The 18,360-nt window shown below is 51.3% G+C and carries 14 protein-coding genes and 1 riboswitch; of the genes, 2 read left to right on the top strand and 12 right to left on the bottom strand.

The features are described 5' to 3' along the window. Positions 1-24 precede the first annotated feature (24 nt). From ABE504_RS03225 to metA, 11 genes are all read right to left on the bottom strand, one after another. A complete protein-coding gene (locus tag ABE504_RS03225; protein ID WP_430084376.1) occupies positions 25-1,005 on the bottom strand; it encodes a DUF1861 family protein in 981 nt (326 codons plus the stop codon). A 47-nt stretch (positions 1,006-1,052) separates the two neighbouring features. Next, complete coding sequence (locus ABE504_RS03220; protein ID WP_430084373.1) at positions 1,053-2,612, bottom strand: extracellular solute-binding protein; 1,560 nt, start codon at positions 2,610-2,612, stop codon at positions 1,053-1,055. A 77-nt stretch (positions 2,613-2,689) separates the two neighbouring features. Beyond that, positions 2,690-3,556 (bottom strand): carbohydrate ABC transporter permease, encoded by an 867-nt coding sequence (locus ABE504_RS03215; RefSeq protein WP_430084371.1) that lies wholly within the window; start codon positions 3,554-3,556, stop codon positions 2,690-2,692. Then, the gene (locus ABE504_RS03210) at positions 3,550-4,269 is read right to left on the bottom strand and encodes an ABC transporter permease (protein WP_430084368.1); all 720 of its coding nucleotides are present in this window, start codon (positions 4,267-4,269) and stop codon (positions 3,550-3,552) included. Before ABE504_RS03210 ends, ABE504_RS03215 begins: the two co-directional genes overlap by 7 nt. A 301-nt stretch (positions 4,270-4,570) precedes the next feature. After that, positions 4,571-6,229: an extracellular solute-binding protein gene (locus ABE504_RS03205; protein ID WP_430084365.1), complete on the bottom strand. Its 1,659-nt coding sequence runs from the start codon at positions 6,227-6,229 to the stop codon at positions 4,571-4,573. Positions 6,230-6,268: 39 nt separating this feature from the next. After that, positions 6,269-7,858, bottom strand: coding sequence for a response regulator transcription factor (locus ABE504_RS03200; protein WP_430084362.1), 1,590 nt, complete (start codon positions 7,856-7,858; stop codon positions 6,269-6,271). Then, positions 7,821-9,674: a sensor histidine kinase gene (locus ABE504_RS03195; protein WP_430084359.1), complete on the bottom strand. Its 1,854-nt coding sequence runs from the start codon at positions 9,672-9,674 to the stop codon at positions 7,821-7,823. The genes ABE504_RS03200 and ABE504_RS03195 overlap by 38 nt, the downstream gene beginning before the upstream one ends. A 508-nt stretch (positions 9,675-10,182) precedes the next feature. Beyond that, entirely contained in the window at positions 10,183-11,319 is a 1,137-nt protein-coding gene (mqnC, locus tag ABE504_RS03190) for a cyclic dehypoxanthinyl futalosine synthase (RefSeq protein ID WP_430084357.1), read from the bottom strand. 394 nt (positions 11,320-11,713) lie between these two features. After that, entirely contained in the window at positions 11,714-12,871 is a 1,158-nt protein-coding gene (locus ABE504_RS03185; RefSeq protein ID WP_430084354.1) for a trans-sulfuration enzyme family protein, read from the bottom strand. Then, a complete protein-coding gene (locus tag ABE504_RS03180) occupies positions 12,868-14,037 on the bottom strand; it encodes an aminotransferase class I/II-fold pyridoxal phosphate-dependent enzyme (protein ID WP_126142226.1) in 1,170 nt (389 codons plus the stop codon). The genes ABE504_RS03185 and ABE504_RS03180 overlap by 4 nt, the downstream gene beginning before the upstream one ends. Positions 14,038-14,078: 41 nt before the next feature. Beyond that, positions 14,079-15,023: a homoserine O-acetyltransferase MetA gene (gene metA / locus ABE504_RS03175; protein WP_430084351.1), complete on the bottom strand. Its 945-nt coding sequence runs from the start codon at positions 15,021-15,023 to the stop codon at positions 14,079-14,081. Between the two features lie 115 nt (positions 15,024-15,138). Beyond that, a riboswitch (SAM riboswitch) is annotated at positions 15,139-15,264 on the bottom strand. A 230-nt stretch (positions 15,265-15,494) separates the two neighbouring features. Between metA and ABE504_RS03170 the strand changes: the two genes are divergently transcribed. Next, positions 15,495-15,722: a hypothetical protein gene (locus ABE504_RS03170; RefSeq protein ID WP_430084348.1), complete on the top strand. Its 228-nt coding sequence runs from the start codon at positions 15,495-15,497 to the stop codon at positions 15,720-15,722. Positions 15,723-16,115: 393 nt separating this feature from the next. Continuing rightward, positions 16,116-17,051: a magnesium/cobalt transporter CorA gene (gene corA / locus ABE504_RS03165; protein ID WP_430084345.1), complete on the top strand. Its 936-nt coding sequence runs from the start codon at positions 16,116-16,118 to the stop codon at positions 17,049-17,051. A 105-nt stretch (positions 17,052-17,156) separates the two neighbouring features. Here the strand turns inward: corA and ABE504_RS03160 are convergent, their stop codons facing one another. Then, positions 17,157-18,164, bottom strand: a complete 1,008-nt coding sequence (locus ABE504_RS03160) for an HRDC domain-containing protein (protein ID WP_430084342.1) — start codon at positions 18,162-18,164, stop codon at positions 17,157-17,159. Positions 18,165-18,360: the final 196 nt, after the last annotated feature.

Raw genomic sequence — 18,360 nt, 5'->3', positions numbered from 1 at the left:
ATGCGTACATGAAAGCACGGAGTACTAGGCTCTAGCCAATAATGACCCGTGACCTGCGAAGGGATAATCAATGGTTATGCGCCCTGTCTGACAGTCGCCTATGCCGCTGTACAGATCGGCTTTCCCGTCCGGCCGCATGACAATGCCTGAGGCGAAGACACAATCTGTCAAGTAAGGCTTTTTGGCCGGCCCAGGCGGGTAGCAGGAACGGCTGCCGATGAGATGAAGATTCGCGGACTCGCGAGTGACCGGATCGAACACAAAAGCCATGTTCAGGTATACCCTTTGAGTTCCTCCGCATTCATCCTGATCCAGATAACAGATATGGCCAATAATACCGATCTTGCCGCTATCCAGCAAATACGCTTGATTGACGCCTCCCCATTCGCCTTCCCCGAAAATGCCGTAAAGATATGGGGCATTGGCAATCACATCGGCGGTCAGCTCATCCAAACTGTTGATGGTGGTGAAGCCGATCATGGACTCACTGCCATACTTGACTCTCAAATTGCTGTTGCGCGGACGAGAAAAAACGCCAATCTTGCCATCCGCCAGGGGAACAAGACGAATGTCCTTCATTTTGTCCGGCCCAGTCGTGAAATAGTACAAATCATGGAGGTTTGTTCCCCGGAAAAAGTAGCCGAAGAACGTGCTGTATGATCCACGATCGTATTGCACATGTGTCCCGCCCAGCACCAACTCATCGCCAATTTCCGTGATATAAGGATCCTCAAGCGTATAAATCATACTATTTTCCACGACTGTCCATTTATCCTGTCCCGTCTCCTCGAACAGCCGAACCCAAGAGCGAGCCCACTCCTCCCGGCGTTCCAACCGCCCGAACATATAGCGTTTCCCGTTCCTAGTGAACGGAATGGATACATTGTACACATCAAAGCCATCCGCACCATGAAATCGCAGTATAACACTTTCGTAGATACGTTTCTGAACTTCAAAATTCGCTCTGCGCTGTTTCAAGGTCAACCGTACCCACCCCACATTCATCTGAATATTATTCCTCTTGTTCGTCGGTCAGACCCCTATATCGTTTGCTATTTCCCCAACTTGTTCATAGCTTCGATATATTCCTTCTCCGCATCTGCTGTGGCGGGGTACCATTTCTTCTCCATGAAGCTTTTCAATTGCTCCACGGTAATCTCACCTGTGATGTACTTCTGCTCTTGCTCATCCTTCTCCTTGATCAGATCGGGAATTGTGTTGCCGAGGTTCAACAACTTGGGCGAACGGACAGCGGGTACATTCACTGTCGTCATCTTCTTTTGAGCAGTAGCCCACTGCTCCTTGAACTTGGCCAACTTCTCGGGCGAATCGGCATTCTCGATAATGGCCCCCTCCCCGTTGATCGCGTTGGCCAATGTCATGTATGTGCTGGTTAGTGAATTCACCTTGGTGGTTTGCTCCGTACTGCGGACAAGAGCTTTGCTTGAGGGATCATAGCTGTCGTAGGTCAGATCCTTCAGCCCGATTTGAAACAACGCATTGGCTTCCGGCGTATTCCCCCAGTCCAGGAAACGCAGCACTTCATCCGCATTCTTGCTATTCTTGCTGATCATCCAGCCCCCCCAGGTGGCAACGGTCACTAGACTCCTCGCTTCCCCCTTGCTGTTTTTCAGTGGGGCCTGAAACGTAAACTTCTTGTCCGCATCCTTGTCCCGGCCCAGATCGGCCATGACCCCATATTGATGGGAGGGAATGATTCCCACCTTGCTCTGATTTAACTTCTCCAAATCCACATAAGACTTATTAATAATAAACTCAGGATCCATAATTTTCTCACTATACAACTGCTTCAAGTAGGTCAGATAAGGGATATACCCGGACATCTTCTCCTTGATCTTGTAGTTTCCATCCGTATCCTTCACACCATTTGTCAGGGGCAGATCGAAGGCGTTGGCAATGAAGTTAGAGGGCGCCCACACACCGACCTGGCTTATCCCGTACGTATCCGCCTTGCCATTGCCATCCGGATCGTTCTTAGTGAACGCCCGCAGCACATTAGTCAGCTCATCCAGGGTTTCCGGAGCCTTCAGCCCCAGCTTATCCAACCACACCTGATTGACCATATAGCCCCAATGGTTGACGATATTGGTTTTGGGGATCATATAGATCTTGCCGTCATTCACAGACTTGACGCTATCCCACATTTCTTTCGTAATATTCTTCATCAAATTGGGATACTTGGAAATCTTGTCATCCAAAGGAAGCAGTAAGCCGTTCTGCGCCCAGGTTTCCATGCTGGCGTCGGCGCCGCCCCAGTTGTAGATCAGGTCCGGCAGCTCACCCGATGCCATCATGACCTTCAGCTTATCCGTGTAATTGTTAATCGGAGGCGCTTCGATGGACAGCTTCACATTGGCCAGCTTCTCCGCTTGGGCAACTACCGGGTTATTCTCCAGGATAATCCCGGCGTTCACCCGGTTGAACATCTTGATTGTGACCGGCGCTTTGGCTGCCGGACTTGATCCAGCGGAAGCAGCCGGATTGGTTGCACCTTCACTTTTTTTGTCATCGCTTCCACATCCGGTCGTAACTACAGCCAAAACCAAGGCGGACGCCAGTACACTTGCTGAAAGCCTGTTTGATCTAGTCAACGTAAATCTCCCCTTTATCCTGATTATCTATTACAACCGCTGCCTGCGCAGTTATAACCAAGTCAACGCTGAGCTGCTTATCCTTTGATGGACCCACCCAGCAAACCTTTCATGAAAAACCTTTGCAAGAACGGGTAAACCAAAATAATAGGCAATGTAGCAAATACAATTATCGCCATCTTAAGGGTAAATTCTGTTACACTGCCGCTATCCATCATATCCCGGGCCAACCCTCCGTCCTCTACCACCAAGTCCCGCAGAATGAGCATCAACGGCCACAAGCTGCGTTTGGAGGTATAGATAATTGCGGAGAAGAACGTGTTCCACTGACCGACTGCATGGAAAATAACGAATGTGGCAATGGCCGGTTTGGACAGCGGGATAATGATCCGGAACAGCACCTTAATCTCGTTGGCGCCGTCGATATAGGCGGATTCCTCTAGGCTGGCAGGAATGGAACCGATGAAATTTTTCATCAGAATTAAGTTATACGCCCCCAATGCCCCAGGCAATATCAAGCTCCAGAGTGTATTGTATAAGCCCAGCGTTTTTATCAGATAGAAGTTAGGGATGAGGCCGCCGTTAAAGAACATGGTGAACACGATGAACGCCAGAATGACATTCCGACCCTTCAAGTCCGGCTTGGACAGCGGGTAAGCGGAAATCACCAGCAAGAAGATGTTCAGCGCCACACCTGCAAGTGTAATGTACACTGTGACCTTATAGCCGCTCCACATCAACGGCATCTGCAGAATTTGCTTGTAAGCGCCAAACTCCAAGCGGCTCGGAATCATCCTCAAAGGATGCTCAAGGTACTCGGCATAAGGCGTTACCGATAAGGCAACCACATAGAGGAAGGGAAACAGGCAGGCCAAGGAAAACAGCGTCACAAATGTATAATTAATCACACTGAACACGCGATCACCTATACCATTGTTTACCATATGCCATCCTCCTTCATCAGTTTGGCCAGGCGGTCGCCCAATATCAGGAAGATCATGCCAATAACAGAAGTGAACAGCCCCACTGTCGTTCCGAAGGAGAAGCGGCTGCCTAGCAACCCGACCCGGTACGAATACGTCTCGAACACTTCGGATACGCTCAAATTCATCGGATTTTGCAAGACGAATATTTGCTCGAAGCCGTTGCCCATTATATGTCCCAAGCGGAGAATGAACAGCACCATAATGGTGGACTTGATGCCGGGAAGCGTCACATACCAGATGCGTTGCAGCCGGCTGGCGCCGTCTATACTAGCGGCTTCGTACAATTCAGCGTTAATGCCGGTAATAGCGGCAAGGAAAATGATGCTGCCCCAACCGGCTTCCTTCCAGATACTGCTCAGCACCACAATAGGGCGGAAATAATCCGGATCAGCCAAGAAGAAGATCGGTTCGATGCCCAATTGTTTCAGAAAAATATTGACAATTCCCCAACTGGGGGACAGGAAGTTCACCAGAATGCCGCCAATGACTACCCAGGAAATAAAGTGAGGTAAATATATGATGGTTTGGGTCAGACGCTGATACATCACCTGGCGAATTTCGTTGAGAAAAAGCGCCAGCAAGATCGGAAAAGGAAAGGTGAATACAAGCCGCAGCAGCCCCAGATAGAACGAGTTCCAGAACACCTGGTAGAAATCACTCAATCCGAACATGTACCTGAAGTGCTCCAAACCAACCCAAGGACTGTGGATAATCCCTTTGGAAAAGTTGAAGTCCTTGAACGCAATAATAATTCCATACATGGGAATATAATTAAAGATAAAAAAATACACAACACATGGAATAAGAAGGATATAAAGGTATTTCTTCCTATCCAGATAACGTAAAGCATTTTTGGTCCTTGCCGATTTCACAATCACTTTGCTCCCCCCTCTGATTTTCAGTATACCGTCAGGGGAATGGACAAACATTCAGAAATCATCGGAAAACAGATACGATTTTTCGATTATCATTTCATTTTCCTTGGGCGGCGCGCTGCTCTCTGAATATCTGGTAGATATCCTTCGTCATAATCGCCTGATCCCTGTCATGGGCATAGAAATTTCGGTACCATTCATCCACTTTCTTCCCGCCGGCCTGCTCCCACAGCGATTCAGCCTCCTTGCGGGCTTCCCCGGGAGAATAGTTCGGAGTCAAAATTGCCTTAAGCCAGAGGTCCCCGTCTGTGCCGACAACGCCTGTTATTTGGTTTAGAATCCCCTGCAAGTCCTGGGGCAGTCTGGGCATTTGCTCCGCATGGGTAGGACCCGCTGTCTCCAGAGAGAAGTTCACATAGGAGGAATTCAGCTCGAACATCTGCTGAACCTCACGCTGCAGTGGTTCCTTCTCGTCCAGTTTTTCTGTACCGAAATAACAGCGGCCGGCAAGGGTGGGAGAGGTCAGCATACCGAAATCCCCGACTCCGTAATTAAACTCCTTGCGCCACTTCTCCATGCCTGTCAGTTTAGGGCAGCCGTCAGGCGCCACCGTGTGATGAATACCGGCAAAACCGAAATACATCGTCTTCATGAATAGCTCCGAAACGGCGAAATCGACGTACTGCATTACTGCCTTCGGATTGCGGGTCGCGGCATTGACGACGCCAGTCATCTGCACAGGGTTAACGAATACCGGATTGAACTGCCCTACCGGCGTAACCGGATAAGGAATAACCGTAAGCCGGGCATCGGGGACATTCCTTTTTAGGCGCATATAGAAGTCGTTATAGAAGGCGGTCGGAACATTGAATTGATCCATATAGATTCCGATCCGCCCACGCAAAAAGTCTTGTCTGGCACGATATCCATTCTTGTCGTTCCAGAATTCTCGATCCGCCAGCCCTTCATCATATACCCGCTTCTTGAAAGCGGTAACCGCTTCAATATTGTCCCAGCCATGCACCAATTCCCCGTCGCGAACCACGTAATCCGGATAAATTAATCCGAACATCTCGTCGATCACAACGCCGGGAGTGCCTGCCAAGGCGATGCCATATGTATCCCGCTTGCCATTGCCATCCGGATCCTGTTCAGTGAATGCTTTGGCAACTTGAAACAGCTCCTCCGTCGTCTGCGGAATATCCAACTGCAGCCGCTCCAGCCAGTCCGTACGAATGAACGCTGCCCGCATAGGCACCGTCTCGTTGATCCGGCCAAACTGGTACAGCCGTCCATCCTCACCAGTCCCCGCTTTGCGCAGAATAGGATAACGCTGCAATCTTTCCTTATAGGTGGTACTGTACTGTTCGATCATATCGTCAATTGGCCGCAACAGCCCTTGGTCGATGAGCGTATCCTTGATTTGCGGAGCATACTCCATAATTAGGTCAGGAGCTTCTCCTGCAGCGAACAATCCATTCAGCTTCTGCTCGGATTGCGTCCGCAGCACGGGAACGAACTCTACATTTACAGGACCTGCTTCATTGATCCAGCGAGTGATCTTGTTGCTAACAATAGAACCTTCACTGGACGGAACATTCACCCGGTCGTAGACGGAAACCTTGATCCGCGGCTTCGGCTTTGCAGTTGATGGATCGCCGCCGCTTGTTCCGCAGGCAGTCGTTCCTAACGCCAGCAGCATAAGCCCGGTTAAAAGCAGCCTGCAACGACGTCGCTTCTCCTTCTGTCTGTTCAATTTGTTCCCCTCCCAGCTTATTCGATGGATGCCGCCTGTCTATGACTGATGTTGCTTCCGGTATTCCTTGGGGGTCAATCCGCTGTGTTGCTTGAACAGTTTGGCAAAATAATTAGGCAGATCATACCCTACAATGCTCGCCACCTCTGTCACGTTCAAGCTCGTACCGGCCAGAAGCTGCTTCGCCTTTTCCATCCGCATTTCGATCAGGAGGGTAACAAAGCTGCGACCTGTTTCCTTCTTTAACAAATGACTAAAATAAGCTGGGCTCAGGTGGGCCTGGCCGGCCACATCCGCCAGTGCCAGTTGCTTGCTCGCATAGTGCTCCTCCATGTAACGGATAGCGGCAGCCACAGAACTCCCGCCATATTTGTTCTGCCACTCTGCCAGTTCCTCCAGTAAATGTTCTATCGCCTCCGCCAGCCACGACCGCAGCTCTTCCAAGCTGCCGCATTTATGAAGACGCTCTATCCGGGCTGTCAACAGCCCAGCGTCAGATTCTGACTCCAACTGTTTTCGGGCCGTTTGCTGCAAGGCAAAAACCAGTGACAGCGCCTCCAGCTTCCGTACCACCGGGTTGGAGGCGCACACAGCTTCGGTTAACTGCTCCAGGCATTCCTTCAATCCCTTTAGGTTCCCTTCCCGAATCAGTTCGGCCAACTGCTCAGCGATCATCTGCTGCTTCATCCTGCTCGAGCCTTCGTCGGGAAGGGATTGCTCGACCTCCTCCCGGGACAACGACGATGCGGGAATACCGCCAAACACTGCTCCGCTCCGCCAAACGCCAAGCCGTTCCTCGTACAGATCCGGAAGCTGTTCGAGAGCGGTCACGGCAACCGCCTCCTGCAGCTCCGTTCGCAGGCCAAGGAAGCTCCACAGGCTCCCCGCAATGGCGCTCTGCAGTTGCCGCTCCTGTTCCGCTGCCAAATCCTTGACAAACAGGGCAAAACAACCTGTCTCCACGATCAGCAAGCAGCCCGCCGCATCTCCTTGAACCTCCCTCATCACCTCGCCGACAATATTCAGCACAGCAAATTGCAAGAGCGGTATATCCTTCTTCACATATTGCTTGTGGGTAGGAGAATAGTCGGCGATATAGAGCAGGATCAATTTCGTGCCGTATATCCGGCGCTGCAGGACTGCCTCAATGTCCGGGCGGCAGGGCAGCCGCAAAAACAGCTCCCGCAGTGCATTGTCCAACCGCTGGGCTTCTTCCCACTGCTCTATGCCCCGCTGCTGCCGCTTGACGGCTGCCGCCGCTTCCGCTTTATCCAGCACAAGGCAAATGTCCTGTTTGCTGCAGGGCTTCACCAGAATATCCAGTGCACCGCAGCGCAAAGCAGATTGGGCATACTGGAAATCCTGGTAGCCGGTAATCACAATGACCTCGATGTCGGGATGGGCAGCCTTCACCCGCTGCAGCAGCTCCAGACCGTCCATCAAGGGCATCCGAATATCCGTAATGACCAGATCCGGACACAATTGTTCCACGAACTGCTCCGCTTCCTCGCCGTTCTCCGCCTCCCCGCATACTTCCCAGACCGTATTCAAACCAGCGATCATCTTTGCCAGACCCTTGCGGAACATAGGCTCATCCTCCACCAGTAAAATCCGCATCCTCCGGTTCATCCATTTTCTCCTCCTCCACGATAAATGGCAGCTTAAGACTTACCTGCGTTCCCTCTCGAAGAGGATGAATCTCAAGACCATAAGCGTCTCCATAGACCAGATCAATTCGTCTGATCACATTGTGTATGCCGATACTCTCTCGTTCCTCGGGTCTCCTGCCCGCCGCAGCAAGCCGCTTTCTCAGCAGCACATGCAGATTCTCCGTCGGCATGCCGCAGCCGTTATCTTCGATATCAATCCGCAGCCTATCCTCTCCTTGCCTGAAGGCGCGGATGGAAAGCCGCTTTTCCCCGGACATGTCCCGGAACGCGTGAACGAACACATTCTCCACCAACGGCTGCAGCAAAAGCCGCTGCATCCTCCCCTGCTCCAGCCCCTCCTCCATGGTGATACTGACATGGAGATTGCTTCCGTAGCGGGCCTCCTGGATATTAATGTAATTGCGAATCTGGGCCAGTTCCTCCTGCAACGTGCTGGGGGTGGAAACAGGCTCCAACGAATACTTCAGCAAATTCGACAAGCTGGTGACAAGAGATGCCGTTTCCTCATCATCGTATAGCAGCATGATTTTCCAATAAATCGTATTCAACGTATTATGCAAAAAATGGGGATTGAGCTGTGCCTGCAGCGCTTTCAACTCCGCTTCCTTCTCGCTGAGCTTGCTGACATACGCCTCCTGTATCAATGTATCGATATGAAACATCATCCGATTGAAGCTGTCCGTCAGAAAGCCGAACTCATCAGCGGACGCCTTGGGAATGGCCACCTGAAAGTTGCCATCCCGAACCCGGTGCATAGCCTTCACCAAGACCAGCAAGGGCTTGAGCATTTTGCCGCTTAAAAAGGAAATGCTCGCTGTCATCAACAAGATGCTGATGAAACCCGAGACCAGCGCCAGCTTGTACACATTGCGTCCCTTCTCCTTGATCCCGGACAGAGAGACGCTGCTTAACAGCTTGAAATCCCGAGGTTCATACACGCTGGTAACAGTCAAGTAATCTGCTGTGCTGTTGCTTTGAATGAAGGTTCCCGCTCCTTCCTCCAGCTCAGGCATCATGCCGGTGGGTTGCCTAGGCTCGAGGCTATACAACAGACGGTTGTATTGGTCATACAGATGCACTCCCGTAGCCCGAGCTGACATTAGTGGATAGAGGGATTCCTCGAATAGCGTTTCATCGATAATCAAAATAATCGTACCGTACTGTCTGTACTGTTTCGTAGACATCAATTTCCGGGCTGCAACCAGATAGCTCTTTTCTCCCGATGGTTCCAGCTCATCCTGGAGCTTCAGCCTCTGCCAGACAATCTCTGCCGAGGAGCCCGGTATTCCTTTTTCCACCTGATTGTAGAACTCCGGGAACTGAGGCGGAACCAGCATATTCGATTGGCTATAGAACAAATTGTTGCCGCGCACATCCGTGATGTACACTGCCCGGATATAGGGAGTCTCGCTTTTAATGGGCAAGAGCACCTTAGCCAACACCCGCTCCAACTGATAATTGCGGTATGCTGCGCTTTCATGCTCCCCGGCTTCCGCCTGCATGTCAAGAACAAGCTGCTCCACATAAGGGTGAAAAAAGATGAAGTCCGTTATCCGATAGATGTCCTGAATTTTGTACCCGATCTGCTCCATCGTCTGCTCGCTGGTCTTCAGGTATTGGTTGCTGATCTCGTCTTCAAATAATTGAAGATTGATCCGGTAAGAGATATACCCGATTACAACGGAACAGACCGTAATAATAACGGATAAGCTGATAATGAGCTTTACCTTGAATTTTTGGCGGATATATCGAATAAGGGAACGCCATTTCGTCATCTGGAATACCTCCGAATCACAAGAAGGCGAGAAGCTGCTCAAGCTCTTCCGCCTCATAGGGACTTGCCGATACGTGTATTGTAGCACCGCCTGACGCGAGCCAGACAGCAAAAATCCACGGATAAACGGATAAAATCTTACGGTTTTCAACGAAGCAATTTCACCAAATGGGGTAATAGAGTACCTCCTTGGAAGATAATTATAAAGCGAGAAAATCGTGGAATATAGATGTTAATATTGTTATTTCTAGTAGAATCTTAATGAGTTTATCAAAACACCATCTGATCGTTAATATCCGGAAATTTCAAGTTTATTCTTCCCGTATATCCCTGCCAGACGCCAAAAAACGCTTATCCATACCATCCCTCCAAAGGATTAGATATTAGATAAGCGTTGTAGTCTACGCACACAATTCACATGGTGAAAACACTATTTTGTGTCGTTCATACACGCAAATTTAGTTATGAAGTTTTTACCCTATTCTCTCCATAATTCCCCTGTCATGCCCCTAATTCTGCATCACAAAATCCTTATCAACCTTCGCGTTCTCATCGTCGAACACACGCAGAATCTCGTACTTCGTATTCCGCTGAGCTGGGATTTTGCCTGCCTGGCGGATGATGTCCAGCGTGGAGCCGATGTTGACTTTGTGGGTGGTGCCCGCCGCGGAGACTACGTTCTCCTCGATCATCGTCGAGCCGAAGTCGTTGCAGCCGTAGCTGAGCGTCAGTTTGCCGATCTCAGGGCCCATCGTCACCCAGGAGGACTGGAAGTTCGGGACGTTGTCGAGCATGATGCGCGAGATGGCCAGCGTCTTGAGATACTCTTCCGGCTTCACTTTCTCGGCCTTCATGTTGGTGTTGTCCGGCTGGAACGTCCACGGGATGAACGCCAGGAAGCCCGGCGTGTTCAGTTGCTGCAGAAGCACATCGTCCTGCGCGTCGCGGATGCGCAGCATGTGAAGCGCGCGCTCTTCGAGCGATTCGCCGAATCCGATAACCATCGTGCCCGTGGTATGCATGCCGATCTTATGCGCGGTTTGCATGACGTTCATCCAGTCGCGCCACGAGCCTTTGAGACGGCTGATCTTGCGGCGTGTCCGGTCGTCAAGAATTTCCGCGCCGCCGCCAGGCAGCGAGTCGAGTCCCGCTTCATGCAGCTGGCGAACGACTTCTTCAAGTGAAAGTCCTTCGGAGACGTCTTTCATTTTCATGATCTCAGCAGGAGAGAAGGAGTGCATCGTAATGTTGAAGCGTTTTTTAATCTCACGCAAAATGTTTGTATAATAGCTGAAAGGAAGGTTCGGATTCGTCCCGCCTTGCATGAGAATTTCGGTGCCGTCTACATCCAACGTTTCTTGAATTTTCTGGAAAATCGTCTCATCCGGCAGCACATAGCCTTCTTCCGAGCCAGGCGCACGGTAAAACGCGCAGAAACGGCAGTACACGTCGCAAATGTTCGTGTAGTTGATATTCCGTCCGATAACGAACGTCGTGATTGGATCCGGATGCCACTTTTTCATAATCTGGTTGGCGGTGTCGCCAATTTTCTCTATTTGATCGGACTCAAAGAGGGTAATACATTCTTCCACATCAATACGTCCGCCTGCTTGTGCCTTCGTTAAAATACGATCAATCGGTTTCACAGCAGCTCAACTCCTTCGCTTTCTCTTTTTCGCTCATATTTATTCATTGTACCATAGAAATGCTCAAGGTTAAACGGCTTGGCTGTTCCGTGGCTCGCCAGGCCATGCCGCGGATGAGCCGCAAGAAATAGTGGGGGCAGACCACTTCTATTTCATATTAATTCGGTGTTCATCCGAAAATAAGCGTACTAAACCACTTCTATTAGGTGAAAGGAGGCCTCAATTCCGCAATATTTGCACGCATAGCAGCGGTTTACCGCTCTTATTTTCACGCGATGCCGCGAACCGCGGCAATAAGCGTGGTTTACCACTCCTAAGCGCGGTCACGTCTACAAGGAAAACTACCCAAATGTAAAAAAAGCAGCTCATCGCTGCTTTTTCCACTAACTACCAACTATCCGCGTAAAGCCTGCTCCAGATCCGCAATAATGTCCTCGATGTCCTCGAGACCGACCGAGTACCGCACCAAACCGTCCGTAATGCCGCGCTGCAGCCTTACTTCCCGCGGCATCGACGCATGCGACATCATCGCCGGATACGACAAAATGCTCTCGACCGCGCCAAGGCTCACCGCGACGAGCGGAATGTGCACGCGGCTCATGAGCTGCTTCGCCCGCTCGCCGGAGCCAACGTCAAAAGAGACGACCGCGCCGTAGCCGGTGGACTGCTTCTCGTGGATCTCACGGCCCGGATGGCTTGGGAGGCCCGGGTAATACACGGCTTCGACGTCCGCCTGCTCGGACAGCCACTGCGCCAAACGGCGGGCACTCGTCTCCGAGCCCTCCATCCGCGCTTTCAACGTCTTCATGCCGCGCATCAGCAGCCAGGAATCCTGAATGCCCAGCACGTTGCCCATGCCGTTCTGGATCATCTTCATGCGACGGCCGAGACTGTCGTTCGCGACGACAGCCAGCCCGGCCAACACGTCGCTATGGCCGCCAAGGAACTTCGTCGCGCTGTGCAGCACGATGTCGACGCCAAGCTCAATGGGACGCTGGTGATACGGCGTCATGAACGTGTTGTCGAGCATCGTCAGCACATCGTGCTCTTTCGCAATTGCCACAATCGCGGCGATGTCCGTGATTTTCAAAGTCGGGTTCGACGGCGTCTCGAGGAAAATCGCCTTCGTGTTCGAACGCAGCGCCGCGCGCACTTGCGCCAGATCCGTCATGTCAACGAACGTGGACTCGACGCCCATCCGGTTCATGATCGTCGTCAGCAGACGGTATGTACCGCCGTATACGTCTTCCGTGCAGACGACATGGTCGCCCTGCGACAACAGCATCAGCGCGGACGATATCGCCGCCATGCCGGAGGCGAATGCGAAGCCGCGCGTGCCACCTTCGAGCAGCGCGATATAATCCTCCAGCGCTTGGCGAGTCGGATTGCCGGAACGCGTGTAATCGTACGGCTGATTCGCATCGACGTCCTCTTGGTGGAACGTCGACGCCTGGTAGAGAGGCACTGAAGAGGCGCCGGTCGCTTTATCAATTTCAGCGCCGAAATGGATCAATTTCGTCGCGAATTTTTTGTTTTCTCCCTGATGGCTCATGCTTGTGAAGCTCCTTCCAATTCAGCTTGCGCGGCTTCCAGCGCGCGGGACAGATCGGCGATCAGATCGTCCGCATGCTCGATGCCGACAGAGAAACGCAGCAAACGGTCGTCAACCCCAACCTTCTCGCGAATCTCAAGCGGAATGTCCGCATGCGTCTGCACAGCCGGGTAGGTCATCAAGGACTCCACGCCGCCAAGGCTTTCAGCGAATGCGATCAGTTGAATGTGGCGAAGGATCGGCTCGACCAGACGAGCATCCTTCACTTTGAAGGAGAAAATCCCCGTGTTGCCGCTCGATTGTTTATTTTGAACCTCGTAGCCCGGATGCGTCTCCAGCGCCGGATAGAACACTTCATCGATCAGCGGATGCGTCAGCAGGAACTTTGCAATCGCCGTCGCGTTGTATTCGTGGCGCTCCATGCGAAGCGCGAGGGTTTTCATCCCTCTCATGAGCAGCCAGCTGTCTTGCGGCCCGAGAACCGCGCCAATGGAGTTGTGCAGAATAGCCATCTGCTCGGAAAGCTCTTTGCCCTTGGTCACGATCAGCCCGGCCAGCACGTCATTGTGCCCGCCGAGATATTTCGTCGCGCTGTGAATAACAATGTCCGCGCCTAGCTCGATCGGACGCTGGAGATATGGCGTCAGCAGCGTATTGTCGACGATGGAGACGATCCCTTTTTTGCGGGCCCATGTACAGACAAGCTCCAGATCCGTGATCATCATCAGCGGATTCGTCGGCGTTTCAATGACAAGCCCCTTGGTGTTCGGCTGATAAGCGCCTTCCAAAGCGTCCAGATCGTTCGTATCGACATACGTCGCCGTTACGCCAAAGCGAGCCATGATGCGCTCCAGTAGACGATACGTACCACCGTAGAGGTCTAAGGAAACGATGAGGTGATCCCCCTGGCTGAAATAAGCGAAAATCGTTTGCAGCGCAGCCATGCCTGACGAGCAGGCAAAGCCGGCATCGCCGGACTCCAGCTGCGCAATGGCGTCTTCAAGCACTTTACGCGTCGGGCTTTTCGTGCGGGCATAGTCAAATCCAGTGCTTTGACCAAGCTTCGGGTGACGGAACGCTGTCGCTTGATAGACGGGGAAGCTGACCGCTCCTGTCACAGGTTCTTGGATCGAGCCAATTTGGGCGAGACGACTTTCGATTTTCAACGGGAATTCCTCCTAAGAATTTAAGTTCGATTAGTTGCTCTTTATAGCTGTGCACTTGCCAAGCTTTCATTAATATTCGCAGTCAATTCATAAGGCGTTTCTTGATACACATAATAGTTCAGCCAGTTGGAGAACAGCAAGTTCGCATGTGCACGCCATGTATTATAAGGCAATCTGCTCGGATCGTTGTTCGGATAATAGTTTCTCGGAATCGCAATCGGCAAGCCTTTCGAGACGTCCCGGTCATATTCCCATTTGAGGGAACAAGCGTCGTACTCGGAGTGGCCTGTGACAAAAATTTGCTTGCCATCCTTCGTCGCAGCGATATACACGCCGGATTCCTCGGATTCGGATAAAATCTCGAGCTCCGGACATCGTACAATATCTTCGCGGCGGACGTCGGTATGGCGGGATTGCGGCACGTTGAACACTTCGTCAAAGCCGCGGAGCAGCTTCGTATTCGGCACAGCAACCGTGTGCGGGAAAACGCCGAACATTTTCTCCTCAAGCCCATACTTTCTCACGCCGAAATGATGGTAGAGCCCAGCTTGCGCGGCCCAGCAAATATGCAGTGTAGAGGTCACATTTTCCTTGCTCCACTCCAAAATCTGCGTAAGCTCCTGCCAGTAGTTCACGTCCTCAAAATCCATCTGTTCTACCGGCGCGCCGGTGATGATCATGCCGTCGAGCTTATCTTCCTTAATATCGTCAAATGTTTTGTAGAACATTTCAAGATGCTCGGCAGACGTATTCTTCGATGTATGGGTCTTCGGATGCAGCAGAACGAATTCCACCTGCAGCGGTGTATTGCCGATCAGGCGAAGCAGCTGCGTTTCCGTCGTTTCTTTGGTCGGCATCAGGTTCAACAATGCGATGCGAAGCGGGCGAATATCTTGGTGGTACGCGACAGATTCGTCCATGGTGAAAATGTTCTCTTGGTTTAGTATTTCTTTGGCTGGCAAGTTGTCAGGAATCTTAATCGGCATCCTGTTCACTCCTTCTCATTCATTCTGATTGAGCCGTTTCAAATTCGTATGAAATGCAAAAATGACCTTCTCTGGAATCAGAGAAAGGCCATGAAAAATCAGTATCAATGTCCTTCTCTTATCTCCCAGACGTGCTGTAGCAGCATATCCGCAAGAATTAGCACCGTGCAGTCCTTCTGATAAAGGATTGTCGGTTGCCGGGTGTCATAGGGCTAGTCCCTCCACCTACTCTTGATAAGAAAATGAAACGTATTCAGTTAATCTCATCATACTATAAATCAGATCATTGTCAAGACCGTCTTGCTTGGCCAAAATTTCCCGCTAAAATTGCAAAATTGGGAGCATCTGAGTTATAATTGATACATATCGTATCAAGTTTTAGGTTTCAATCGTCCCGTTTTGGGGGACATAAAGGAGAACAGGATAAAATCCCTTCTTACAAAATTTTTGTAAAGAAACGAGGTCATTGACATGCCTGCTCAAACAACCGATCAATTCTCCGCCTTTGCTTCCTTGCACCGTTACTTCACTCTAATTGAAACAGAAAAACCGACCCTGGCGCAAGCCGAAAAAGCTGCCGAGCAGCTGTACCGGATCTTCGGAGCGGACAGCGAAGAAGATTTGCTGCGTCGAGGGAATGAAGAGATCATCCAGACGTACAACGAAATCAAGCAAAAAATAATTGCCGCCGCCATCTGACATGGCGGCTTTTTCTTCACAATTGGAGCCATTTTTCCATACGCTATCACATCAATAAATTCGTCAAGTTCCCGTGCGCTTTTTGGCTTGAAACGCAATATATGAACGGGTATACTAGACAAGTATTCGACACGCAAAGATAAACGACTTCGCCGTCCTTTCGGACGGAGCGTTTACTGATGGCATAGAGCCACTTCGAGGATACACTTTCTGATATGCGAAACAAAAGGAGGGCATTACGGTTGGACGGAGACCCGAGGAGTTGCACCTATAGCGCTTTTCAACAATTTCATAGCGTAGGAACGCAGTCGGTTATTCCTTCATCCTGAGCCTTTTGACGACCCGGAATGAACATAACCGGCTGCTGCTTCCATGCTTCAAAGGGGTGGACAGATGAAAACACGGTTGGTTCAGAACGGTATTTTTACGCTGGTGGAAGACGTGACTGCGGCCATATCTCCGCCGGAGCACGGCTTTTATTGGATTGACGCAGGCATTGAGGATTTGGAGCTGCTGCAGCCCTTGTTCCATTTGCATGATTTGGCGGTGGAGGATTGTCTGAGCGAGGAAGAGCAGCGTCCGAAAATTGAATTTTACGATTCCCATTATTTTATTGTAATAAACAGCATTCGTTTCGACGACGAAGAAATTTTTCTCCGCGGCCTTAATATTTTCTTAAGCAAACATCTCATCATTACGGTTACTCGTCAAAAAATCAATGAGCTCCGCGCTCTGAAACCTTTCCTCTGGGAAGAGGAGGTCAACAGCGCAGATCGCTTCTTATATCACCTCGTCGACCTTGTGGTCGACAACTACGTGGCGGTCGGCGACCGAATCGAAGCAAAGATCGAGAAGCTGGAGGAAGACATTCTTGTCGCCACCAAGAAAACGCACTTGAGTGAAATTATCGGGCTTCGCTCCGAAATTTTGTGGCTCAAGAAGGTACTGGTCCCGCAACGCGACGTGATCGGCACGCTGAATCGAAAAGAACTGCGGCTCATCGATCATCAGCTCCAAAAATACTTCGGCGACGTTTATGAAAATGCCGTCAAAATCGTTGATACGTTTGACACGCTGCGCGACCTCATGGGGAACTTACGAGAAGCGTATCAGTCCAGCGTTGCTAACCGAGCGAACGAAATCATGCGCGTGTTCACCGCGTTGACGACGATTTTCATGCCGCTGACCTTCATCACAGGCGTATTCGGAATGAACTTCGATAACATTCTCGGCCTGCATGTCGCGCACGGCGATGAATTCGTCCTCGCCTTTATGGGCTTCCTCGGTATCGCCATGTACATTCTATTCCGCAAAAAAGAGTGGCTATGACACCCTCGTTCCTTTACAGAGGCTTCTTGCCGCAGCCTGACGGGCTGTCGCAGGGAGCCTTTTTTGCCGCCCGTCGACGGTTTGACCTCAATCGATGCAGCTCGACTAACTCGCCGCCTGCGCCGACAGCTTCTCGCGGCGGAAACGGATGCGCAGCAGTCGCAGCCATTCATACGCGCGATCCAGCTCCTTGCCCTTCAGCTCTGCTTCCCCTGTCAGCCGCTGCAGCACCGGCTTCAGATAGCGGTCGCCGCCCGTTTCAAAGGCCTGCCACGCTTTGATCTGCTCCTCTTCCGGAATCGAAGCCAGCTCCGCTTCAACAAGAGGCTCCATATCGTAGCCCTCTTTATCCAGCTCCTCGACCCACAGCAGCAGTTCTCTGCGCGGCATGTCAAGACTTACCTGCAAATCGGCGAGCGTTCCGCCGCCGGAGACGACTTCCAGCACCTTGCGCTTGCTGACCTCGCGGTCCAGCTCCATGCGCAGCTTTTGCTCTTTTTGCGCGAGCAGCCAGCCCTCAAACTTCACCAAATCTACAACGCTCACTACCCAGTCCAGCGGGAACTCATGCATGCGAACTGCGGGCATCGTAATTTGCAGAATATCTTGGGCGTAGATGGCCGCCTTCTGTTCGCCAAAGCCGGGAATTTGCAGCAATTCCTCCTTCGTCTGCGGCAAAAAGACAGAAATCATGCGCAGCACGCGATTCGTCGCCAAAATATACGGCGCCTTCTTCTCCTTCACCGCTTGCTCCCGCCGCCATGTGCGCAGCGCCTCAAAAACCTCCTCATTCGGATGCTCTTCGCAATAATAACTGAGCATTTGCGACGTCCGCGCCTTGTTCGACATGCCCTGCGACAGCTCCACCTCTGTCTGAACAAGCGGTCGATAGCCGTCTTTCATTTTCTCCCGCAAGCCCTGCCGGAACACATGCAGCATCTCATCCCAACTAATGCCCTGATACCAGAGAACAGGCTCTTCCTCCGTCGCGGCGTCCGTATCTTGCCAATGCACGCTCCATACGCCCTGCTCCTCTCCAATCGAAACTTGCGCATTACAAGCCTCCTGCTTGTCTGTCCCCCGCTCCAACGTGTTCAAAAATACAATATTCATACGACGACCTCCCAAACCATGAATTTAGCGTAGAAAAACGAAAAAGCACCTCTCCCGCCTCTCGGCAGAAAAGGTGCTTCCCTTTTTCCAATATCCAAATCATACCATGTTTGTAAGATGGGCGCAATAGCTGTTTTGTAGACGGGCCGACATCGGGTATAATGGTCTCATACTAGGAATTTTGGAGGACTTATCA

The organism is Paenibacillus oryzisoli (genome assembly GCF_050467285.1).
Classification (GTDB): Bacteria; Bacillota; Bacilli; order Paenibacillales; family NBRC-103111; genus Paenibacillus_E; species Paenibacillus_E oryzisoli_A.
Note: the sequence above shows the minus strand (reverse complement) of the source record. Positions and strands in the feature narration are given on the sequence as shown.